The sequence below is a fragment of the Prevotella mikamonis genome, from assembly GCF_055381405.1.
Map to the genome: position 1 here is coordinate 578212 of NZ_AP035785.1, position 23065 is coordinate 601276.

Annotated in this window: 22 protein-coding genes; 15 read left to right on the plus strand and 7 right to left on the minus strand. The window is 42.4% G+C overall.

Features of this window, described 5'->3' with window-relative positions; genetic code table 11:
• Positions 1 to 3: 3 nt before the first annotated feature.
• From ACZ42L_RS02500 to ACZ42L_RS02520, 5 genes are all read left to right on the plus strand, one after another.
• Positions 4 to 621: a DNA alkylation repair protein gene (locus ACZ42L_RS02500; protein WP_464703440.1), complete on the plus strand. Its 618-nt coding sequence runs from the start codon at positions 4 to 6 to the stop codon at positions 619 to 621.
• Between the two features lie 71 nt (positions 622 to 692).
• On the plus strand, positions 693 to 1163 hold the full coding sequence (locus ACZ42L_RS02505; protein WP_464716523.1) for a Fur family transcriptional regulator: 471 nt from the start codon (positions 693 to 695) through the stop codon (positions 1161 to 1163).
• Between the two features lie 26 nt (positions 1164 to 1189).
• The gene (locus tag ACZ42L_RS02510; RefSeq protein ID WP_464716524.1) at positions 1190 to 2467 is read left to right on the plus strand and encodes an adenylosuccinate synthase; all 1278 of its coding nucleotides are present in this window, start codon (positions 1190 to 1192) and stop codon (positions 2465 to 2467) included.
• A gap of 3 nt (positions 2468 to 2470) precedes the next feature.
• On the plus strand, positions 2471 to 3850 hold the full coding sequence (hisS, locus tag ACZ42L_RS02515) for a histidine--tRNA ligase (RefSeq protein ID WP_464716525.1): 1380 nt from the start codon (positions 2471 to 2473) through the stop codon (positions 3848 to 3850).
• Positions 3843 to 4259, plus strand: coding sequence for a Fur family transcriptional regulator (locus ACZ42L_RS02520; RefSeq protein ID WP_464700471.1), 417 nt, complete (start codon positions 3843 to 3845; stop codon positions 4257 to 4259). The genes hisS and ACZ42L_RS02520 overlap by 8 nt, the downstream gene beginning before the upstream one ends.
• A gap of 11 nt (positions 4260 to 4270) precedes the next feature.
• Here the strand turns inward: ACZ42L_RS02520 and ACZ42L_RS02525 are convergent, their stop codons facing one another.
• From ACZ42L_RS02525 to ACZ42L_RS02535, 3 genes are all read right to left on the minus strand, one after another.
• On the minus strand, positions 4271 to 5527 hold the full coding sequence (locus ACZ42L_RS02525) for a type IX secretion system plug protein (RefSeq protein ID WP_464716526.1): 1257 nt from the start codon (positions 5525 to 5527) through the stop codon (positions 4271 to 4273).
• Positions 5506 to 6174, minus strand: a complete 669-nt coding sequence (locus ACZ42L_RS02530; RefSeq protein WP_464716527.1) for a carbohydrate-binding family 9-like protein — start codon at positions 6172 to 6174, stop codon at positions 5506 to 5508. The genes ACZ42L_RS02525 and ACZ42L_RS02530 overlap by 22 nt, the downstream gene beginning before the upstream one ends.
• A gap of 63 nt (positions 6175 to 6237) precedes the next feature.
• Positions 6238 to 8532, minus strand: coding sequence for an NADP-dependent malic enzyme (locus ACZ42L_RS02535; RefSeq protein WP_464700477.1), 2295 nt, complete (start codon positions 8530 to 8532; stop codon positions 6238 to 6240).
• A gap of 139 nt (positions 8533 to 8671) precedes the next feature.
• Between ACZ42L_RS02535 and ACZ42L_RS02540 the strand changes: the two genes are divergently transcribed.
• Positions 8672 to 9298: a TetR/AcrR family transcriptional regulator gene (locus ACZ42L_RS02540; protein WP_464700479.1), complete on the plus strand. Its 627-nt coding sequence runs from the start codon at positions 8672 to 8674 to the stop codon at positions 9296 to 9298.
• 146 nt (positions 9299 to 9444) lie between these two features.
• Here the strand turns inward: ACZ42L_RS02540 and uvrA are convergent, their stop codons facing one another.
• Positions 9445 to 12279 (minus strand): excinuclease ABC subunit UvrA, encoded by a 2835-nt coding sequence (gene uvrA, locus ACZ42L_RS02545; protein ID WP_464716528.1) that lies wholly within the window; start codon positions 12277 to 12279, stop codon positions 9445 to 9447.
• A gap of 75 nt (positions 12280 to 12354) precedes the next feature.
• Positions 12355 to 13203, minus strand: a complete 849-nt coding sequence (locus ACZ42L_RS02550; RefSeq protein ID WP_464716529.1) for a tRNA threonylcarbamoyladenosine dehydratase — start codon at positions 13201 to 13203, stop codon at positions 12355 to 12357.
• Between the two features lie 101 nt (positions 13204 to 13304).
• Between ACZ42L_RS02550 and ACZ42L_RS02555 the strand changes: the two genes are divergently transcribed.
• A complete protein-coding gene (locus ACZ42L_RS02555; RefSeq protein ID WP_464703447.1) occupies positions 13305 to 14531 on the plus strand; it encodes a uracil-xanthine permease family protein in 1227 nt (408 codons plus the stop codon).
• Positions 14524 to 14865 (plus strand): hypothetical protein, encoded by a 342-nt coding sequence (locus ACZ42L_RS02560; protein ID WP_464700487.1) that lies wholly within the window; start codon positions 14524 to 14526, stop codon positions 14863 to 14865. Before ACZ42L_RS02555 ends, ACZ42L_RS02560 begins: the two co-directional genes overlap by 8 nt.
• Position 14866: 1 nt before the next feature.
• On the opposite strand, the gene hemW is transcribed toward ACZ42L_RS02560, so the two are convergent.
• Entirely contained in the window at positions 14867 to 15985 is a 1119-nt protein-coding gene (hemW, locus tag ACZ42L_RS02565) for a radical SAM family heme chaperone HemW (RefSeq protein WP_464716530.1), read from the minus strand.
• A 171-nt stretch (positions 15986 to 16156) separates the two neighbouring features.
• Between hemW and ACZ42L_RS02570 the strand changes: the two genes are divergently transcribed.
• The 4 genes from ACZ42L_RS02570 to ACZ42L_RS02585 all read left to right on the plus strand — a co-directional run bounded on the left by ACZ42L_RS02570 (position 16157) and on the right by ACZ42L_RS02585 (position 21494).
• Positions 16157 to 18322: an elongation factor G gene (locus ACZ42L_RS02570; RefSeq protein WP_464703449.1), complete on the plus strand. Its 2166-nt coding sequence runs from the start codon at positions 16157 to 16159 to the stop codon at positions 18320 to 18322.
• Between the two features lie 172 nt (positions 18323 to 18494).
• Positions 18495 to 20054 (plus strand): sensor histidine kinase, encoded by a 1560-nt coding sequence (locus tag ACZ42L_RS02575; RefSeq protein ID WP_464700491.1) that lies wholly within the window; start codon positions 18495 to 18497, stop codon positions 20052 to 20054.
• A 36-nt stretch (positions 20055 to 20090) separates the two neighbouring features.
• Positions 20091 to 20789: a response regulator transcription factor RprY gene (gene rprY / locus ACZ42L_RS02580; protein ID WP_036900095.1), complete on the plus strand. Its 699-nt coding sequence runs from the start codon at positions 20091 to 20093 to the stop codon at positions 20787 to 20789.
• Between the two features lie 309 nt (positions 20790 to 21098).
• The gene (locus tag ACZ42L_RS02585; protein ID WP_464703928.1) at positions 21099 to 21494 is read left to right on the plus strand and encodes an HU family DNA-binding protein; all 396 of its coding nucleotides are present in this window, start codon (positions 21099 to 21101) and stop codon (positions 21492 to 21494) included.
• A gap of 16 nt (positions 21495 to 21510) precedes the next feature.
• Here ACZ42L_RS02585 and ACZ42L_RS02590 read toward each other — a convergent pair whose 3' ends face one another.
• Positions 21511 to 21693, minus strand: coding sequence for a hypothetical protein (locus tag ACZ42L_RS02590; protein WP_464716531.1), 183 nt, complete (start codon positions 21691 to 21693; stop codon positions 21511 to 21513).
• Between the two features lie 111 nt (positions 21694 to 21804).
• Between ACZ42L_RS02590 and rpsF the strand changes: the two genes are divergently transcribed.
• From rpsF to rplI, 3 genes are read left to right on the plus strand one after another with little or no spacing between them, the layout of a single operon-like run.
• A complete protein-coding gene (rpsF, locus tag ACZ42L_RS02595) occupies positions 21805 to 22149 on the plus strand; it encodes a 30S ribosomal protein S6 (RefSeq protein WP_464703451.1) in 345 nt (114 codons plus the stop codon).
• A gap of 2 nt (positions 22150 to 22151) precedes the next feature.
• On the plus strand, positions 22152 to 22421 hold the full coding sequence (rpsR, locus tag ACZ42L_RS02600) for a 30S ribosomal protein S18 (protein ID WP_464700497.1): 270 nt from the start codon (positions 22152 to 22154) through the stop codon (positions 22419 to 22421).
• A gap of 19 nt (positions 22422 to 22440) precedes the next feature.
• Positions 22441 to 22962 (plus strand): 50S ribosomal protein L9, encoded by a 522-nt coding sequence (rplI, locus tag ACZ42L_RS02605; protein ID WP_464716532.1) that lies wholly within the window; start codon positions 22441 to 22443, stop codon positions 22960 to 22962.
• The last annotated feature ends 103 nt before the right edge of the window (positions 22963 to 23065 follow it).

The window sequence follows — 23065 nt, forward strand, 5'->3', positions numbered from 1 at the left end:
AAAATGGATGAAATAACGCATGAGAGACTGAAGGAAATCAAGCGGTCGTTCAGACTGTATATGAGTGGTCCTACAGCCCAATCTATGGGACAGAAGGGTATCAGCTATAAAATAAATTGGGGAGTATCTCTGCCTGATTTGAAGAAAATGGCTGCGGAATATGGTAAAGATGATTCTTTGGCATTGGCCTTATGGCAGGAGAATATCAGGGAGTGTAAGATTCTGGCAAGCCTGATGATGCCTGTAGAATCGCTTACCGATGAATTGATGGAAACATGGGGGGAGCAAATAAATTCGCAAGAGATGGCCGAATTGCTGGCTTTTAACTTGTTGCAATATTGGACAAATGCTCCCCAGTTGGCATGTAGATGGATGAAGTCTGGTAATGAGATGCAGCAGATTGTGGCCTATCAATTGCTGGCAAGGCTGTTTGCAAACGGTCTCAAGCTGGAAGAAGTGGAGTTGCAGGATTATTTGGTCCATGCAACCGGCGCCCTGAAGTGTAAGCATCTTGGAGTAAGGCATGCAGCCACGAACAGCCTCTACCGAATGATGGATTTGGGAGAAGCATACAGAGAGAAAGTTGATACTGTTTTACAAGGCTTGGATGGAATATTTTAGATTTTATCTAACAATGTTTTTATATCTAGAAGTTTTTTGATAACTTTGTGGGACAATATGACAGGTGAAATATGAATGAAGAAGCGTTGAAGACAGCTCGTGACGTTCTTGATCGCTATTTGGAAAACAATAATAGGCGCAAGACTCCGGAACGGCATGCTATTTTGGAAACAGCCTATCAGATTGAAGGACATTTTTCATTAGAACAATTAAGTAAAAAGCTAGAGCAACTGAATTTCAGAGTTAGTCGTGCTACATTGTATAATACGATGCGGCTGTTTCTCAAATTACGCCTTATCGTACGGCATAAATTGTTAGACGGAACTAAGTATGAAATAAGTTATGCAAATAAGAACCATTGTCATCAGATTTGTACAATGTGTGGTAAGGTGACGGAGGTGTATTATCCGGAAATTGCCAAAGCTATTGACGATGCAAGGTATAAACGGTTTTATAAGGATGGTTTTTCGTTGTATGTCTATGGACTTTGCAGTAAATGTCAGACAAAGTTTAATCGTGACAAGTTGAATCAGGTAGAATAGAAATAAACGAATTTATCTATAGAATAATGAACACAACTGGTAAAGTAGATGTCCTGCTCGGATTGCAGTGGGGCGATGAGGGTAAAGGAAAGGTTGTCGATGTGCTGACACCTCAATATGATGTTGTGGCTCGTTTCCAAGGAGGGCCAAACGCCGGACATACTTTGGAATTTGAAGGCCAGAAATATGTTTTAAGGTCTATCCCCTCAGGTATATTCCAAGGCGGAAAGATTAATATCATAGGCAATGGAGTTGTTCTTGCTCCGGATTTATTCATGGATGAAGCAAAGGATTTGGAGAAGAGTGGACACCCTTTGAAGGAGAGATTGCATATCTCGAAGAAGGCTCATCTGATTATGCCTACACACAGGTTGCTGGATGCTGCGCAAGAGTTGGCTAAAGGTAAGAACAAGGTTGGTACTACTGGTAAAGGTATCGGACCTACCTATACGGACAAGGTGAGCAGGGCTGGATTGAGAGTGGGCGATATCCTAGATAATTTTGAGGAAAAGTATGCAGCCCATAAGGCACGCCATATAGAAATGCTGAAAGCCCTGAATTATACGGACTTTGACATTACGGAAGTTGAAAAGAAGTGGATGGAAGGTGTTGAATACCTGCGTCAATTCCATTTCGTAGACAGCGAGCATGAGATAAATCAGTATTTACAGAATGGTTCCAGCATATTGTGTGAGGGTGCTCAGGGTACGATGCTGGACGTAGACTTCGGCTCATATCCTTTTGTGACATCTTCTAATACGATTTGTGCAGGAGCTTGTATCGGTTTGGGTATTGGGCCGAACAAGGTCGGAAACGTTTTTGGTATCATGAAAGCATATTGTACAAGAGTGGGGGCTGGTCCGTTCCCGACAGAATTGTTCGATGAAACGGGGCAGAAACTCAGGGATATAGGCCATGAGTATGGAGCTGTGACTGGTCGTGAGCGTCGTTGTGGATGGATAGATCTTGTACAGTTGCGTTATTCTATTATGGTGAATGGTGTTACTGAATTGATTATGATGAAGAGCGATGTCCTCGATGGTTTTGAAACGATTAAGGCATGTACTGCTTATAAGCTGAAGAATGGAGAAGTCACTTCTGATTTCCCTTATGATATAGATGAGGTTGAACCCATATACGAAGAACTTCCGGGATGGAAGACGGATATGACTCAGCTGACTTCTGAATCGCAATTTCCTAAGGAGTTTAATCAATATGTAGAGTTTTTGGAAGCTCAGTTAAAGACTCCAATCAAGATTATATCAATAGGGCCTGATCGCGCCCAAACTATTGTTAGAAAATAAATAATGGCAAATAAACCAAGTATACCTAAGGGTACAAGAGACTTCGGCCCAATAGAAATGGCCAAGCGAAATTACATCTTCTCTACAATAAAAGAAGTCTATTCGCTCTATGGTTTCCAACAAATAGAAACACCGGCACTGGAGACTTTGCAAAGTCTTATGGGTAAATACGGAGAAGAAGGAGATAAGTTGCTCTTCAAAGTGTTGAATTCCGGTGACTATTTGGCAAAGATAGATAATCAGGAACTGGAAGAGAGAAACTCTGTAAAACTGGCAAGTAAACTTTGTGAAAAGGGATTGAGATATGATTTGACAGTTCCTTTTGCAAGATACGTTGCGATGCATAGAGACGAATTGCAGTTACCGTTCAAGCGTTATCAGATTCAGCCCGTTTGGAGAGCAGATAGACCTCAAAAGGGGCGTTATCGTGAATTTTATCAGTGTGATGCTGATATTGTAGGCTCTGACTCGTTGTTCAATGAGGTAGAGTTGATGCAAATAGTTGATACCGTCTTTTCTAAATTTGGCATTCGCGTTGCAATCAAAATCAATAATCGTAAGATATTATCCGGCATAGCCGAGATAATTGGAGAAGCGGATAAGATTGTTGATATTACGGTAGCGATAGATAAGCTCGATAAGATTGGCATTGAGAACGTCAATGAAGAATTGTGCAATGATGGTATTAGCGAGGAAGCCATTGCCAAGTTGCAGCCTGTTATATCTCTATCCGGTTCTAATGATGATAAACTGAACACGATGAGAGAGTTTCTGCAAGGTTCAGAAATCGGCTTGAAGGGTATTGAGGAAATTCAATTTATACTGGATTCTCTTAAAAAGGCAGAGCTGAAGAATACGATAGAGCTAGACCTGTCGCTTGCTCGTGGATTGAATTACTATACTGGTGCTATCTTTGAAGTGAAGGCATTGGATACACCTATCGGTAGTATTACGGGTGGTGGACGATATGATAACCTTACCGGTATCTTCGGATTGCCTGGTATCAGTGGAGTGGGTATCAGTTTTGGGGCAGATCGTATTTATGATGTCCTCAATACGTTGGATTTGTACCCGAAGGAAACGAGCAATAGCACACAACTTCTTTTCTTGAATTTGGGAGAGGCAGAGGCTGCTTATAGTCTCCAATTGGCAAAGGCTGCACGTGAAGCTGGAGTTCGCACTGAGATTTATCCAGACGGAGTCAAGATGAAGAAACAGATGAATTATGCCAATGCTAAGAATGTAGCTTATGTTGCTATTGTGGGCGAGAATGAGCTGTCTGTGAATAAAGTTACTCTCAAGAATATGGCTACCGGTGAGCAAACATTGGTAACACAGTCAGAAATGATAGAGACTATCATTCAGTCAGGTAATCATGAATAAGAGTGCTTATAACAAACTTGTAGAATGCGGCATTCGTCCTTCGGCTCAGAGATTGGCCATTATGGATTATTTGATGACGCATTTTACCCATCCCACGGTGGAAGATGTTTATCAAGGATTGCATGAACAGATTCCCACTTTAAGTAGAACTACCGTTTATAATACGCTGCATCTCCTTTCAGAAAGGAATGCAGCGCAAATGATAACGATTGATGATCGGCAGGTGTGTTATGATGGTAACACGACACCTCATGTACATTTCTTTTGCAAGAAATGTGGAAAAATTGTTGATATGATGGATGAAGATGTACCTACTTTCAAAATGCCAAGGACTATTCATGGGCATTTAGTGGATGATGTACAGCTTTATTACAAAGGCATTTGTACAGAATGCTCACACATGGAATAAAGGAAGATAGGTTATTGGAAATTGGATAGTCCGATGCCAAGAAGCCTATCCGTTCTGTCTCCAGAACCTCTGTAATAGATGAGTGCTTGATATTTGTTTCTTGTTTGGAAGAAATTTCCTTCGCTGGGAACAAATGTCGCACCATGATTAGGATGGTATTGCAGATATTGATAAGAGTAGTAACCTTGCTTTAGCAGCATGGTTGCTTCGTACAATTGTTCTTCTTCGTTGTACGATAACATGGTTTTCTCGTTGGACATGCCGTTTGTCCATATTCCGTTGATATAGATGGGATTGGCTAATCGAGGTGATTTTAGTCTAAAATGTACTTGTAGATAGTCTGATAGTATATCATTGTCAATGTTGTCACTATTGCGAACGAAGAAAGCTCCATTGGCTGATTCATCATATACGTAACTTGTCCGTGGTTCGTCTAGATGAATATACGCATGAAATAGACTTCCGTCCCATTTGATAGATTCTATCCCCATTGTAGGATGGTTGTTGTCTAATATTTCAAATTTGCGGTATTCATTTCCTCCGTCGAATATTAAGTCTTTATTATGACTCCATTGTAGCCCGCTAGATGTTATGTAAGCCGGTGTCGGATTCATACGTTTCTGCTCCCACCGTCCGTTTTGTAAGACTACAGTTTTAATTTGTTGATGTGGATTTATGACAGTTGTATTGCCATAATTCACTTTCATCTCTACCTGTTGGTGGCTGTGATTAATGTCTATGTCTGTATTGGTTATAACATTCAGGTTTATTCCCATGGTTTGTTCCGATACCATGATGTAAACCACAAACTCCGGTTGTGTCTTGTTGTTCTGGTCATAAACCGTTATCTTGTAGTTTCCTCCTATCTTGAATTTACAGTCTTTGTTGGGCAGTTCGAAAGAATAGTGGGTGTATAAAATATTGGTATTGATGGATTGCTGGGAATTATGAATGACATTATCTTCTGCAAATCCATCAATATAATCGTTTTCAAACAAGTCTTTAGAAACCGCCCAATCATATTCACAATGTTCAATCTTGTATGCGTAATGATGATAATCGTGAGACAGTTCATCAAATGCAATGGTCAGTGGAGTAGAACTATCCATATAATAAATAGGTAATAGTTCGTTTACTCCACTGATTTGCAATGAAGCAATGTTGTCTGAGTAAATCTCATTCCTTTGTGCATGGGCGAAATGAAATATCAGACAACTGAAGTACAATATGAGATGTCGTAGACTTATCACAATGCGTTGTCTCTGCATTGAATCTCTTTAAAGAATGCTGGGCAATGGAAGTCTGGCTTGGGAAGTGCGATAGGGAATAATGATACAAAGTGTGGATGTGGCAATTTGTCTCCACATTTATATACATTTCCTTGCATTGTAAGCCCGTCAAACGACTTGATGTCATGCTTGAAGAGTGCAGTCGTCGGTATCTTTAGGGCCAATTCCCATGTGTATGTACCGATTTCAGTGTTGTCAATCGCGTTATGTTCCAGTGAACTCCAGCGTTCTACCGTACTTGTAATATCTTCACTGGCCAAGGTGCGAGCTTCACGTCCTGGTCCGAATCCTATTAACAGAGTGCCTATACAGTTACATTCAAAATTGTAGTAGGTTTGTCCGTCTGGCGAAATAAAGAACTCGCAGCATGAGTCTTCCCATACATGGCCATTGTCGGTAAGGGCTTGCGCTCTTATAGATTCTTCTTTCACCTTGTAATGGATGAAGATGTATTGACTGCTATGGGCAATAGCGAATTCAACTTTCGGCTCGTAAGGAAATTGTTCAAACCAATTAGAATGTGTTAAACGTTCGTATTTGATACCATTTTCCTCGAATAGTTTGGGGATAGATGTTACAGGTATGTCCGTACCAGATAATTTCTCTATGAATAATTTGTCGGTCATAAATTATTAAGTATAAGAGGTATGCACCATTCCTTAACGGAAGGTGCATACCCGGATTTGTATTTACTTAGTATTACTCTTTTTGAGTTTCTCCACGTAAGCGTCGATTACAGCGACAGCAGTAATGTTGACAACGTCGTTAACAGAACTTTCAAAATCGGTAAAATGAATAGGTTTGTTGAGTCCCATTTGGATTGGGCCGATGATTTCGGTATCGGCATCGAGTGCCTGTAGCAACTTGTAGCTGCAATTCGCACTGCTCATATTGGGGAATACCAATGTGTTGACATCCTTACCTTTCAGGCGTGAGAAGGGGAACTTGTCGTCTCTTAAATCTTTGTTGAGTGCAAAGTTTACTTGCATTTCGCCGTCTATTGCCAAATCGGGGAACTCTTTCTGCATCTGTTCCACTGCAAGGTGAACCTTGACAGGGCTACCAACTTCGTCTGTACCAAAGTTAGAATAGCTTAACATGGCCATAACGGGAGTTTCGTTGAAGAACTCTACTGTGTGGGCAGATAGTTTGGCGATGTCCGCCAATACGTTCTCGTCCGGGTGACGGTTAATTAAAGTATCGGCGATATAGAATATTCCTTTCTTTGTGTTAAGAATGTGCATCGTGCCAAAGGTCTTGTATCCTTCACGAATGCCAATCACCTCTTTTGCCACTTTGATTGTATTGCTATACTTGGTGTACAGGCCTGTGATGAAAGCATCGGCAATGCCGTCTTCCACCAGAGACATACCAAAGTAGTTGCGCTCATACATCTTATCATAGGCTTCTTCAAAGGTATATCCATTACGGGCACGCTTCTCGGCTAGATGTTTTGCAAACGTAGCGCGGCGCCCTTGCTCCTGATCTGCGCGCATATCAATGATTTCGATACCGTCGAGATTTAATTTCAGACGTTGAGCCAAGCGGTTGAGGCGATCAGGATTACCCAATAGGATGGGGAAACAGATTCCTTCCTGCTTTGCTTGTACGGCTGCTTTCATCATTGTCGGGTGTCCGCCTTCGGCAAATACTACCTTTTGTGGGTGCATCCTGGCTGTCTCGTGCAGCTTTCTGGTCAAGGCCGTCTCCTGCCCTAATAACTGTAGCAGTCCCTGTTTGTAAGAATCCCAATCTGTGATGGTCTTACGAGCCACGCCACTCTCAATGGCAGCCTTGGCAACGGCAGCACTTACTTCAGTAATCAAGCGTGGGTCTACAGGCTTTGGTATGAAGTATTTAGGACCGAATGATAGGTCTGTTACGTGGTATACTTGGTTGACGACGTCGGGAACAGCCTGCTTTGCCAAGTCGGCAATGGCTTCCACGGCTGCCAACTTCATCTCTTCGTTGATGGCTTTGGCGTGTACATCCAGCGCACCACGGAATATATAAGGGAATCCGATGACATTATTAATCTGGTTGGGATAGTCGCTGCGACCTGTTGACATCAGTACATCGGGACGACTGGCAACGGCATCCTCATAGCTGATTTCTGGTACAGGATTGGCCAGAGCAAACACGATTGGCTTGTCTGCCATAGAGCGAATCATGTCCTGAGACAAGATGTTGCCCTTCGACAAGCCTACGAAAACATCTGCACCCTTGATGGCTTCCTCCAGTGTATGCACGTCTCTTCTGCTCGTAGCAAACATCGCTTTCTGCGGAGTCAGTCTCTCTCTGTCGTCGGTAATGACGCCCTTAGAATCCAGCATGAGGATATTCTCTATCTTTGCACCTAGTGCAACATACAGCTTCGTACAGCTGATAGCGGCAGCCCCGGCTCCGTTGACAACGATTTTAACGTCACCTATATTCTTGCCAGCTACTTCCAAAGCATTCTTCAGACCTGCTGCCGAGATGATGGCTGTACCGTGCTGATCGTCGTGCATTACAGGAATGTCTAGCGTCTTTTTCAGTCTCTCCTCAATATAGAAACATTCCGGTGCCTTGATGTCTTCCAGATTGATACCACCAAACGAAGGTGCAATTTTCTCTATGGCGTCACAGAATTTCTCAGGGTCCTTTTCGTCCACCTCAATATCGAATACATCTATGCCACCGTAAATCTTGAACAACAGTCCTTTTCCCTCCATGACAGGCTTGCCACTCATAGCTCCAATGTCTCCAAGGCCTAGTACGGCAGTGCCGTTACTGATGACAGCTACTAGATTACCTTTGTCCGTGTATTTATAGACATCGTCCGGATTCTTTTGGATTTCCAAACATGGATAAGCCACACCTGGCGAATAGGCTAAACTTAAGTCGGTCTGGGTATGGTAGGGTTTTGTGGGTTTGACTTCTATCTTACCCGGTCTAATGTTGCTGTGATAAAGGAGCGCATCCTCCTTCGTAACTTTAACCATAACTATGTATATTATAAATATTTTGTAACTTTCTCTAGGAAGCAAAGTTACGAAAAAACGTTTAAATGTATATCGGTTTTTCTTGTTTTTTGTATCTTTGCAATGTATTAATTTGTTTTTAGGTTAATTGTGCGTATTTATGCAGAAAAATAACATCACAACTCAATATCGGGTAGAACTGAAAGAGAAGATATTAAAGGTATCTATGCAGGAATTCCAGAAGAATGGCATCAAGGCTGTTAAGATGGATGATATTGCCAACAAGCTTTTAATATCGAAACGCACGCTTTATGAGCTTTATGCTAATAAAGAAGAACTGCTATATGAGGGCTTGAAGAAGATAGAAGAAGCCTATGATGAGCACATGGTAGAATTTAGCAGCTCGCCTGAAAACGGTGTGATGGAGGTGATTATAGAATTCTACCGCATACAGATGGCTAAGCTGTCTGAAATCAATCCGTTGTTTTTCTCGGAACTTCATAAATACACTAGAATCATCAGTTATCTTGATTCTAAGCGCAGAGAGCGCGATTCCAAGTCGGATAGCTTTTTTGAAAAAGGTGTAAAAGAAGGTTATTTCCGTGCCGATGCTGATTATGGGATTATCAGTGAGATAGCCAATTATGCAGTGCAAGGTATTATGGAGGAGAAACTCTATCAGAAATATACTCCCCGGCGTGTCTTCAGAAACGCACTACTCTTGTTCATCAGGGGGCTTTGCACCGATAAAGGACTTATGATTATCGACTCAAAGCTCCATGCCTGAGAGTTGCTCTCAAAGGGATTCAAAACCAGTATAGATTTCTTGATTCTACTGCAAGGTACGGGCAGTTTTACTGTTCGTACCTTGCAGTTTTGTTGCGAAGCCTAGACAGGAATGCTGTTTGGCCTTTGCAGTAAATCCAGTTCTATTTAAAGTTTCAGTGAAAGGAATTTACCGGTCCAACTATCTTGACATTTTACTATCTCTTCGGGTGTTCCAGCACAGACTAGTTGGCCTCCATGGTCACCGCCATCTGGTCCTAAATCGATGATATGGTCGGCACATTTGATGACGTCCATATTGTGTTCAATGACGACAATGCTGTGTCCACGTTCTATCAGGGAGTTAAACGACTTGAGCAATTTGTTGATGTCGTGGAAGTGTAAACCGGTAGTAGGCTCATCAAATATAAACAAAGTTGGGTCTTGCTTTTCCTGTCCAATGAAGAAAGCTAACTTGACACGTTGGTTTTCACCACCCGATAGTGTGCTTGAATTTTGGCCCATCTTGATATAACCCAGTCCGACAGATTCCAGCGGAATAAGTTTGTTGACGATTTGTGTCTGTCCGTATTTGCCGAAGAATTCAATAGCTTCAGACACCGTCATGTTGAGAACGTCATCAATGTTCTTGCCCTGATAGCGTACATCGAGTATGTCGTGCTTGAATCGGTGGCCATGACAAGATTCGCATTCGAGTACCAAATCGGCCATGAACTGCATCTCTACGGTTATGACACCTGCTCCCTTGCACTCTTCACATCTTCCTCCATCCGTGTTGAAAGAGAAATATTGAGGTGTAAAGCCTAGTTGCTTGGACAAGGGTTGGTCGGCAAATAGCTGTCTGACGGCATCGTAGGCCTTGACATAGGTGGCCGGATTGCTGCGAGTACTTTTGCCGATGGGATTCTGGTCAACGAATTCTACATGCTTGATAGCCTTCCAGTCGCCTTCTAGCGAGGTGTATTCGCCAGGCAGTTCGGCCACTTCGTCTAGATGACGCTTGAGGGCTGGGTAAAGGATTCCCTTGATGAGAGAAGACTTGCCCGACCCCGAAACACCTGTTACAACTGTCAGGATGTTCAATGGAATCTTTACATCAAGCCCTTTCAGATTATTCATTCTGGCCCCCTTGATTTCTATAGCTCTGTTCCAATGGCGTCTGGATGCGGGTGTGGATATTTGCTCTGTTCCGGTCAGATATTTGATGGTGTATGATTCTGGATACTTCTCTAGTAGTTGGTGCGAATCGGTTTCGAGAATGCTGCTGTCTCCCTCGAATACCACGCGTCCGCCATTGGTACCGGCGTCAGGACCGATATCTATGAGGTAGTTGGCGGCCCTCATCATCTCTTCATCATGCTCGACCACCATGACGGTATTGTTCAGGGACTGTAACTCTTGCAGTACGTGAATCAATCTGTCCGTGTCTCTGCTATGCAGACCGATACTTGGCTCGTCTAAGATGTAGAGCGAACCGACCAGAGAGCTTCCTAACGAGGTGGTTAAGTTGATACGTTGGCTCTCACCGCCACTTAAAGTGTTGGATGTACGATTGAGGGTAAGATAGCCTAAGCCGACTTCTACCAGGAACGTGAGTCTGTTTTTGATTTCTGTCAGGAGACGTTTTGCTATTTCAGCATCGTGAGTGTCTAGTTCGAGATTATCAAACCACGACTTCAGGTTCTTGACAGGCATTTCCACAAGGTCGGTAATACTCATGCCTGAGATTTTGACCCATGTGGCCTCTTTTTTCAATTTTGTACCGTGACAATCTGGACATGTTGTCTTTCCGCGGTATCTGCTCATCATGACACGGTATTGTATCTTGTATTGATTCTCTTTGACCATTTGGAAGAAAGAGTCAATGCACACCCGGTCGTTCAGCGGTAGTGATGCCTCGGAAGGTAGACCGTGCCATAGCATGTCCTTCTGTTTTTGCGATAGACTGTAATAAGGTTCAAAGATGGGGAAATTGTCTTTTTGGGCACGTTTGCAAAATTCTTGTTTCCAGACACTCATCTTGTCGCCGTGCCAACATTGTACACAGTCTTCATAGACGCTAAGGGAAGAATTAGGAATAACCAATTTCTCGTCGATACCAATGACCTTTCCAAACCCTTCGCATGTAGGACATGCACCTAAGGGAGAATTGAAAGAGAACATGTTGTCGTTGGGTTCTTCGAATCGTATGCCGTCTGCTTCGAACTTGGTAGAGAACTCATGGACAATGTTTGAGGGGAGGAAGACCAACTTGCATTTGCCGTCTCCTTCATAAAAAGCTGTTTCTACGGAGTCGATAAGTCTGGAGATAGAATCTTTCTCTGTCGAAACACTGAGCCTGTCTATCACCAGATTTATTTTTGCAACGTCTAGCTTGTCCTCTAAGTCGGATTCTTGATTGAGCCTGCCGAGTATATCGTCGATTCTTTCTATGCTGCCATTGATGAAGAGGCGTGTATAACCTTCCAGGACACTCATTTCCAATTGTTTGGTCAGCGTTCTGCCTTCGACTAAATGGAGTGGGGCAAGAATCATGAATTTAGTTCCCTCCGAGTATTGTTTGACGCATTGAATGATATCTTCTGCCGAATGTCTTTTCACTTCTGCGCCACTGATGGGAGAGTATGTATGCCCGATTCTAGCAAAGAGTAGGCGCAAATATTCGTAGATTTCGGTTGATGTACCGACTGTAGAGCGTGGGTTGCGGGCTATTACTTTCTGTTCGATGGCAATAGCAGGAGGAATGCCTTTGATGAAATCGCATTCCGGTTTGTTCATTCTTCCCAGAAATTGACGTGCATAAGCAGAAAGACTTTCCACATATCTGCGCTGTCCTTCGGCATATAGGGTATCAAAAGCTAGTGATGATTTGCCCGAACCGGAAACTCCGGTAACAACAATAAACTTGTTACGTGGAATTTTCAATGATATGTTTTTGAGATTGTTGACTCTAGCTCCTTTTACTTCTATGAATTTATCCATAATAATTTGTGTCCCTTTATATTGAGGTTAGAATATCAATGGTGTTTTGATATGTTTGATGCACCATATATTATCCTATTTCCTGAGAGTGGTGTCTCTGTATTTCTGTTGATGTGCAGCAGCTCTCTCGGCAGCAATTTGTGCATGTATGTTGTGTTTAGCCGCATCCGGTGTAATCCTCATCGTGCAGGCTTGATGGATAAGGTCTTTGATTACTTCGCCCCCGATGATGAGTCCTGCCGATGCCGGTACAAATGCGTTGCTGGCTGGTATCGTGCGTTTTGTGGGGGCATTTGGACTTTCTTCGCAGAGGTTGATGGTGCTGTCTTCAATTATCTTCAGTGGTTCTTCTTCGCTGTAGACCACTTTTAGACGAGATATATTCAGCTTGCGCAGTTTTTTTCGGATGACTTTGGCCAGTGGATCCATCTTCGTTTGGCTGATATCTGCTGCCTTAAAAGCCGTTGCATCTAGTTTGTTGGCAGCTCCCATGCTTGAAATCAGAGGAATTTGCAGCGCATGGCATCGTTTGATAAGCTCTAGTTTGGCGACGACGGTGTCTATACAGTCAACGACATAATCGTATTGGGATAAATCTATCTCATCTGCATTTTGAGGTAGATAAAACATCTGATGCTTATGTACGATACACTCTTCGTTGATGTCGTGGATACGGGCTTCGGCTATATCAACTTTGGGCTTTCCAACCGTTGATAACAGAGCATATAATTGACGGTTCACATTCGTGATGGACACGGTGTCGTTATCGAAAATATCTAGCTCTCCAACTCCACTGCGTGCCAGCACCTCAACAACATAACTGCCGACGCCGCCTATACCGAAAACGGCGACACGACAACCACACAGGGTGTCAACAGCAGGTTTGCCAAATAAGAGTTGAGTTCGTAAGAATTGATTCTGCATATCGAAAAATTGAAGTACAAAATTACGATTTTCTTGGGATAAAAGCTGTGTAACCCAGTAAAATGTATTATTTTTGCACATAATTTAATACATAGAATCGAATGGATAATAACCAACTTTCTCCATTGAGAAAAACCATTGTCGGAGTACAATTTCTTTTTGTCGCTTTTGGAGCGACTGTCTTAGTTCCTTTATTAGTCGGGCTAGACCCATCCACAGCGTTAATGACAGCCGGAATAGGTACATTCATTTTTCACTTTGTGACCAAAGGGAAAGTGCCGGTATTCCTGGGGAGTAGTTTTGCTTTTATTGCTCCTATCATCGCAGCAAGTAAACAATGGGGAATGGCTGGAACTCTTGCGGGTTTGGCGGGAGTGTCATTGGTCTATTTTCTGATGAGTGCATTGATTAAGTGGCAAGGTAAGAAATTACTGGACCGGCTGTTTCCGCCGGTCGTGATTGGTCCTGTTATCATTCTGATTGGACTTTCTTTATCTAGTTCTGCTGTGAATATGGCCAAGGAAAATTGGTTATTGGCTTTTGTCTCCCTTGTTACTGCTATTCTCGTATTGTCGTTAGGCCGAGGATTGATCAAGTTAGTTCCTGTAGTTTGTGGTATCATAGTGGGATATATCGTCTCTGTCTTGATGGGGGTGGTAGATTTCTCTGAAGTGATTGCAGCCCCTTGGTTTGCCCTTCCACCTTCGATTGCGCATTTCCATATGCCGCAGTTTGCATGGGAACCGTTCTTGTTTATGATACCGGTTGCAATCGCTCCTGTCATCGAACATATTGGAGATGTCTATGTTGTTGGGGCTGTAGCGCGTAAGGACTTTGTCGTAGATCCGGGATTGCATCGTACGATGTTGGGTGATGGTTTGGCATGTTTGGCAGCAGCATTCTTTGGAGGTCCTCCTGTAACAACATATAGCGAAGTGACCGGCGCAATGAGTATCACTAAGGTGACCAGTCCGCAAGTAATCCGAATAGCGGCAGCTACGGCTATTGTTTTTTCTGTGATTGGGAAACTGGCTGCACTCTTGCGTAGTATACCGGCGGCTGTATTGGGTGGAATCATGTTGCTCCTGTTTGGAACGATTGCCAGTGTCGGTGTTCAGAATCTGATTCAACATAAGGTTGATTTGGATAAAACGCGCAATATTATTATTATCTCTGTAACGTTGACTATGGGTATTGGCGGTGCTATATTGTCGTGGGGCAACTTTGCGATTAGCGGTATCGGATTGTCGGCATTAGTCGGTGTGATACTTAATTTGGTTCTCCCTAATGATAAAAAAGAGGGAAATACAGAAACTGCTGATGAATAAAGAGTTTGATATACATTGGAGTACCCATAAGAAGAGGCTTATGGGTGCATCTCCATTTCATGAAGAATGGAATGAAAGCAAGCGGATGTCTACGGCCGGAGATTGGTTGTTGATGGCTTTTCCTGTAATTGTATTCGTAGCTTTCGTGTCCTCCGGCTTGATTAAGCATGAACTCTTGAACTACGTACTTGGTGGTGTCTTGTGTGGGATTGCGCTCGTGGTAAGCGAGTTTATAAAACCTTATGTCACAGGGAAACGTTCTATCGGGGATATAGAAAAAGATGCTAAGGAGTTTTATTTCAAGAAATATCAGGAAACAGGCCGGCTACCTTAGATTATATATGGATTAAGTCGCTCATAATATCATCACTGATGTAAAGTCCTTTTCGAGTCAGACTTAAATGCTCATTGATAAGGTGCATGTTCTTGTTCTGGAGGTGTTGTTTAGCGTTATCCATCATATATTGATACAAAGAAAGGCCGTATTTGCGCTTCATGTCTACAAGATTAATACCCTCTTTTGTGCGTAGGGCGGTGGTAATTAAATCGTTGTACTGTGTTTGCAAATCTAAAGTTTCTTGCTCGTAGGCTAGTTTCCCGTTTTCAATAGTCTGCATATACGAGGTAAGATTGCTAGGATTCCACATTCTGTGTGTCCCATCGTAGGAGTGGGCCGAAGCACCTAGGCCAATATAAGGAACTTCATGCCAGTAGCTGCTGTTATGTTTACTTCGGAAACCAGCTCGTGCAAAGTTGCTGATTTCGTATTGTTCATATCCCGATTTTTCTAACTTGTCTATTAATAGGTTATACATGGACAAGCTTGTTTCTTCGTTAATTTCATGGACTGTTCCCTGTTTTAGGAGTTGGTAGAGCTGTGTACCCTCTTCGTACATCAGGCTATAGGCTGAAATATGCTCTACATGTAGAGACAAGGTTGAGTCTATATCAAATTCCCAATCGTAGATAGACTCTTCAGGAAATCCGAACATCAAGTCTATACTGATATTCTGTATGCCATGATTTCTAAGTATGTTGACAGCCTCGATAGTTTGTGTGGATGTATGTCTGCGATGCAGGAAGGCCAGTCTGTCGTCAGAAAAACTTTGTACTCCCATGCTGATTCTATTGATTGGTAGTTTGAGCAGTGATGCAGCAAAGTCTGTTGTGATATCGTCTGGATTGCATTCCAGCGTGACTTCTGCATCTTTTCTTATATTATAAGTATTGTATATAGCTTGGAAAAGACGGATTAGGTCTTGGGTGGGTAGTTGACTGGGAGTACCGCCTCCTATATATATAGTATCTATAATACCCTCATATTTGCGCAGTTTCATCTCTTCCATAACTGCAAGGATGTATCTGTTCATCATCTTGCTGTTGGTCGTACTGAAGAAACCACAATAGATACATCTACTTGCACAAAAGGGAATATGTATATAGAGTCCTGCCATAAAACCATGCAAAAATACTAATATGTTTTAAAACTTGCATCCTTTTAGTCTCTTTGTTTTGTTTGTTAGGATAAATATTTCTAACTTTAGGGCCAAGTCAGGGTCGACATACTAAATAATTGTCACCTCTACCATGGAATAGATTATTACTAACACTTTAAATCTTTTGATATGAGAGTTTATCAGACAAACGAAATTAAGAACATCGCATTGCTTGGCAGTGCGGGTAGTGGCAAGACAACTCTTGCCGAAAGTATGTTATTTGAAGCCGGTATTATCAAACGTCGCGGAAGTGTTGCTGCAAAAAATACCGTCAGTGATTATTTCCCTGTAGAGTTGGAATACGGTTATTCGGTGTTCCCAACAGTATTTCATACAGAGTGGAACAACAAGAAATTGAATATTATAGACTGTCCGGGCAGTGATGACTTTGTTGGAGGAGCAATTACTTCTCTCCATGTTACCGACTTGGCCTTGATGCTTATTAATGGTCAATATGGTCCGGAGGTAGGTACACAAAATGTCTTCCGCTATACAGATAAGTTGAAGAAACCAGTTATTTTCTTGGTTAATCAACTTGATTCGGATAAATGCGACTTTGATGCCATTCTGACTTCTATGAAGGATATCTATGGCTCTAAGTGTGTACAGATTCAGTATCCTTTGCAAACGGGATCAGGGTTTAACTCCTTGATAGATGTCCTTCTGATGAAGAAATATACGTGGGCACCTGATGGAGGTCAGCCTACGATAGAAGAAATTCCTGCCGAAGAGATGGATAAGGCGATGGAACTTCATAAAGCCTTAGTTGAGGCGGCTGCTGAGAATGATGAAAACCTGATGGAGAAGTTCTTTGAATCGGAGACACTCTCTGAAGATGAACTCAGAGAAGGTATTCGCAAAGGATTGGTAACTCGCAGTTTGTTCCCTGTATTCTGTGTGTGTGCCGGAAAGGATATGGGCGTTCGCCGTCTGATGGAGTTCTTGGCAAATGTAGTTCCTTTCGTTAATGAAATGCCGAAACTGCACAATACACGAGGTGAAGAAGTGGCTCCGGAAAGCAATGGACCGACAAGTTTGTATTTCTTCAAGACCGGTGTAGAACCCCATATTGGTGAAGTTAGCTATTTCAAGGTGATGAGCGGTTCTGTAAAGGCTGGTGATGACTTGGTCAATGCCGACAGAGGTAGTCGCGAACGTATAGGACAACTCTATGCGTGTGCAGGGGCAAACCGTATTGCTGTAGATCAGATGTATGCCGGAGATATAGGATGCACCGTGAAGTTGAAGGACGTTAAGACCGGTAATGCGTTGAATGGAAAGGATTGCGAATGGAGATATGACTTTATTAAATATCCTAACTCTAAGTATTCAAGGGCTGTAAAGGCAGTCAACGCGCAAGATACCGAAAAGCTGATGGCTGCAATTTTGAAGATGCACCAGGAAGATCCTACCTGGGTACTCGAACAAAGTAAAGAGCTGAGACAGACTATTGTACATGGACAGGGTGAGTTCCATCTTCGCACACTGAAGTGGAGATTAGAGAATAATGAGAAGCTTCAGGTGCAGTTTGGTGAGCCTAGGATTCCTTATCGCGAAACAATTACCAAGTCTGCTAAGGCCGAATACCGCCATAAGAAGCAGAGTGGTGGTGCTGGACAGTTTGGAGAAGTCCACCTTATCGTAGAGCCTTATGCAGAAGGAATGCCCGATCCGACAACTTATAAGTTTAATGGTCAGGAATTCAAGATGAATATTAAAGCCAAGGAAGAAGTCGACTTGGAGTGGGGTGGCAAGTTGGTATTCATCAATTCTGTTGTGGGTGGTGCTATTGATGCACGCTTTATGCCTGCCATCTTGAAAGGCATTATGGATTGTATGGAGCATGGTCCTCTGACAGGAAGCTATGCGCGAGATGTACGTGTGGTAGTCTTTGACGGTAAGATGCACCCGGTTGACTCTAATGAACTCTCATTTATGCTGGCTGCACGCCATGCCTTCTCAGACGCATTTAAGATTGCCGGCCCTAAGATTCTTGAGCCTATATGCGACTTAGAGGTGTTTGTACCGGCTGATTTCCTTGGTGATGTGATGAGTGACTTGCAAGGAAGGCGTGCCATGATTATGGGTATGGACAGCGAAGCCGGATACCAGAAGTTGCAAGCTAAGATACCACAGAAGGAATTAGCGAACTACAGTATTTCGCTAAGCTCGTTGACTGGTGGCCGTGCCTCGTTTACAACGAAGTTTGCTAGTTACGAACTAGTGCCGAACGAGATACAACAGAACCTGATTAAAGAGCATGAAGCCGAGGTGTCTGCTGATGCTAACGACTAATTAAATTGAGTCTTTTAATATGGAGAGGAAGCATATTTTGTATGCTTCTTCTTTTGTTTTATATCTGCATATTATTAAGTAGATACCTGTATGTTGGTTAATATTGTTAAAATAAGCTCCTTTTATTAACAATTTGGTGTTAAAAGAGAATATAAGGTTTATCTTTGCTACCATGAAGAAAAGAACAATTTGGACAATTGCAATAATCATGGGGTTCTCCTTTTTAGGATTACTCTTCTTGCAATTGGGCTATATACAGCAGATGGCTAATATGAAGAAGGAGCAGTTTGACGAGTCTGTCAATCGAGCTTTGTATCAGGCATCGCGTAATCTGGAGCTGAACGAGACGCAGAGGTATCTTGAAAAAGATGTCAATGAGACCGAGCGTAATGCGTTTAGACGGGATTCAGTGGGAACACGTTCCGGTAATCCCGATGGGACTATACAGCATTCCCGACAATTCTCTGTTACGGGAAAGGATGGCAAGGTCTATTCCTCATTCACTATGAAGACCTTGGAAACTCAGCCTGCCAAGATGCCTAAGGCGATGATACTCAAGAACGATAAGAATTCTATATCCGAAGTTTCTAAGAGCTTTCAGGAGATTATTCGCAATCGATATGTGTATCAGAAGGCTTTGCTGGACGAAGTTGTATATTCTATATTATATTCGGCATCAGAGAAACCACTGAACGAGCGTATCAACTTCAAGCAGCTTGATCAGGATTTGAAGGCTGAACTGATGAATAATGGTATAAACATACCCTATCATTTTACAGTTTCAACCCAAGATGGGCGTGAGGTTTATCGGTGTCCGGACTTTACGGAAGAAGGGGAGGAATATTCATACTCGCAGGTCTTGTTCCGCAACGACCCACAATCGAAGATGGGAGTTGTGAGGATTCATTTCCCGGAAATGAACGATTATATCTTTTCCGGAATACGGTTTGTGATTCCTAGTATCATCTTCACGTTAGTATTGCTAATTACGTTTATATTCACGATAGTCATCATTTTCCGTCAGAAGCGATATACGGAAATTAAAAATGACTTTATCAACAATATGACGCATGAACTCAAGACGCCCATTGCGAGTATTTCCCTTGCGGCACAGATGCTGAATGATAAGTCGGTAACGAAGAGTCCGGCAATGATGGAACATTTGGGAGGCGTTGTCAACGACGAGTCCAAACGCTTACGATTCTTGGTGGAGAAGGTACTTCAGATGTCGATGTTCGACCGTAAGAAAGCAGTCTTCAAGAAGAGAAAGTTGGATTTGAATGAGATGGTTGAGAATATAGCCAATTCATTCTCCTTGCGTGTAGAACATACCGGAGGAAAAGTATATACCGATATCGAGGCTGTAGATTCCAGCATCTATGTGGATGAAATGCACTTTCAGAATGTCATCTTCAATCTGCTGGATAATGCAGTGAAGTATTGTAAGCCGGAGCAGCCACTCAATGTGTATCTGAAAACATGGAATGACGATCAGAATTTGTATCTGTCGGTGAGAGATACCGGCTTAGGTATAAAGAAAGAGAATATGAAGAAAATCTTTGAGAAGTTCTATCGTGTCCACACGGGGAACGTCCACGATGTCAAGGGGTTTGGCTTAGGGCTTGCCTATGTGAAGAAGATAGTCGACTTGCACAAGGGAGATATCCATGTCGACAGCGAGTATGGGGTGGGGACAACCTTTACAATCAAACTACCTGTCATAAAAGATTAGAAATAAATATTATTAAACCAATAAAAGAATAGGATTATGGACGAGAAATTGAAAATTCTGCTTTGCGAAGACGATGAGAATTTAGGAATGTTGCTTCGTGAATATCTTCAGGCTAAGGGTTATGCCGCAACATTGTGTCCGGACGGAGATGCCGGCTATAAGGAATTCCTGAAGAATAAATTTGATATTTGTGTACTGGATGTCATGATGCCGAAGAAAGATGGCTTTACGTTGGCCCAGGAGATTCGTCAGGCAAATGCCGAAATCCCAATAATCTTCTTGACGGCTAAGACATTGAAGGATGACATCTTGGAAGGTTTCAAGATTGGTGCAGATGATTATATTACGAAGCCTTTCTCTATGGAAGAGTTGGTGTTCCGTGTAGAAGCAATCTTGCGCCGTGTCCGTGGCAAGAAAAATAAAGAGAGTACGCTGTACCATATCGGTCGCTTTACATTCGATACCCAGAAGCAGCTTCTTGTTATCGGCGATAAGCAGACCAAGCTGACCACGAAGGAAAATGAACTGTTGGCATTGCTCTGTTCTCATGCCAATGAAATCTTGCAGAGAGACTTTGCTCTCAAGACAATCTGGATTGATGACAACTATTTCAATGCACGCTCTATGGATGTGTACATCACGAAACTGAGAAAGCATCTGAAGGATGATGACCAAATTGAAATCATCAATATTCACGGTAAAGGATATAAGCTGATTACTCCTGAAGAAGAATAATGTTCATGCGTGTATCGCATAATGTATCGCATTCATTCTTGTCGGTGTAGGATTAGATGGCTAATTTTGCAGTGTTGAATTGCTGCAAAGCCACCTTATGACTACACTTAGGATAACATAACGTTGAAACCCGGGTCTGGATATATTTCAGACTCGGGTTTATTTGTATGCTACATCGGGGAGTAAGAGAGGAAATAGGGCCGTTTTGGTCTCTGAAAATGACTTGTCTTATAGGCCGAAAGAGCCTTTGTTAGAGCTTGATAAACATGTTGTAGTATGAAGATATATAAAAAATAGAATGTGGAAAGAATGATGGATAAGTATGTAGGAAACCGGATGTACCGTGTGAAAGAGCAAGTGTTTAAGGAAAATGGAGTTTTGAAGAAAAAGTATTATGCGATGTCTTATGAGCCGGAAACATTGCATGTGGCGCAGTTGTTGGACAGATTGGGTGTCAGTACAACTCGTAGGGCGGACATATTGTATGGGTGGAATTGTATGGTTGCAGCCATTCAAGAAGCCTTGGAACGTGGGTATGCAGTCTCTATGGATGGGTTAGGACGCTTGTCAGTATCATGTTCCAGTAGTCCGGTAGATTCAGCCAGTGATGTCACTCCGTCGACTGTAAGAGTAAAAAGAATCGTGTTTAAAGCCGACAAGCGTCTGAGAGAAGGGCTGCTTCATGCAAAGTATGTAAAAGTATAGCGAAAAAATAAGCTGGTTAATACTTGCAGGTTTTCTTCAGACCGTAGATATAGCATCCCGTACCGAGCAATTCGATTGCCAAAGCAGCGAATAACAACAGCGAATACCTGGTCAAATTGAAAATAAATAGGATTGCAAGTAATATGACACCGATATAAATCAGCGGTAATGCAGCCTTGCCCATCAGATTCTTTGTCATATATATAGTTTTGTAGGCAAAAATAGAAATAATATTTGGTTTGGTCAAAAAAAAAGACTATCTTTGCACCGCATTTTGCAAAATAATAAATAATTATTAATTAAAAGTATTATGAATCGATACGAAACCGTTTTCATTTTGACTCCCGTTTTGTCTGATGAACAGATGAAGGAAACGGTCGCTAAGTTCAAGAAACTTCTTACCGATAATGGTGCAGAGATTCTGAATGAAGAGGCTTGGGGATTGAAGAAGATGGCTTATGCTATTGAAAAGAAATCTACAGGCTTCTATTGCCTGCTTGAGTTCAATGCAGAGCCAACTCTTATCGACACTCTCGAGACAGGCTATCGCCGTGACGAGAAGGTTATCCGTTTCATCACAGTTAAGCTCGACAAGTATGCTGCAGAGTATGCTGAGAAGAGAAAACAGAAATACGCTAAAAAAGTGGAGGCTTAATCATGGCAGAACAGAAATCAGAAATCCGTTATTTGACAGCTCCTTCTATCGACACCAAGAAGAAGAAGTATTGCCGTTTCAAGAAGAGCGGTATTAAGTATATTGACTACAAAGATCCTGAATTCCTCAAGAAGTTCCTCAACGAGCAAGGTAAGATTCTTCCTCGCCGTATCACAGGAACATCATTGAAGTATCAGCGTCGTGTAGCTCAAGCTGTTAAGCGTGCTCGCCAGATTGCACTACTTCCTTATGTAACCGATTTGATGAAGTAATTTAAGGAGGAATACAATTATGGAGATTATACTGAAAGAAGATATTATCGGACTTGGATACAAGAACGATATTGTAAATGTAAAAAGTGGTTATGGTCGCAACTATCTGATTCCGCAGGGAAAAGGTGTTGTAGCTTCAGAATCGGCAAAGAAGGTTCTTGCTGAAAACCTGAAGCAGCAGGCTCACAAATTGGCTGCCTTGAAGGCAGAGGCTGAGAAAAAGGCTGAAGCATTGAAAGATGTTGTCTTGGTTATTTCGGCTAAGGTGTCTGCTACTGGTGTAACTTATGGTTCTGTCAATGCAGCTATTGTGGCAGAAGAACTCGCTAAGCAGGGCATTGAGGTTGATCGTAAGATTATCACAATGCACGATATCAAGAAGGTTGGCGATTTCGAGGCTACGGTTCACTTCCATAAGGAAGTAGAAGTAAAGGTTCCTGTTAAGGTTGTAGCAGAAAATGCTCCGGCTCCTCAGGTAGAAGAAGCTACTGCTCCTGTAGAGGAGGAAGCTAAAGCTCCTGAAGCAGAAACCGCAGAATAATTTTGATTCGCGAATGATTGCACTGTAAAGCAAATCTAAATAAAATCCCTTTTGTCGGTCATAGGCAATTGGGATTTTTTTTGTATCTTTGCGTAAATAAAAT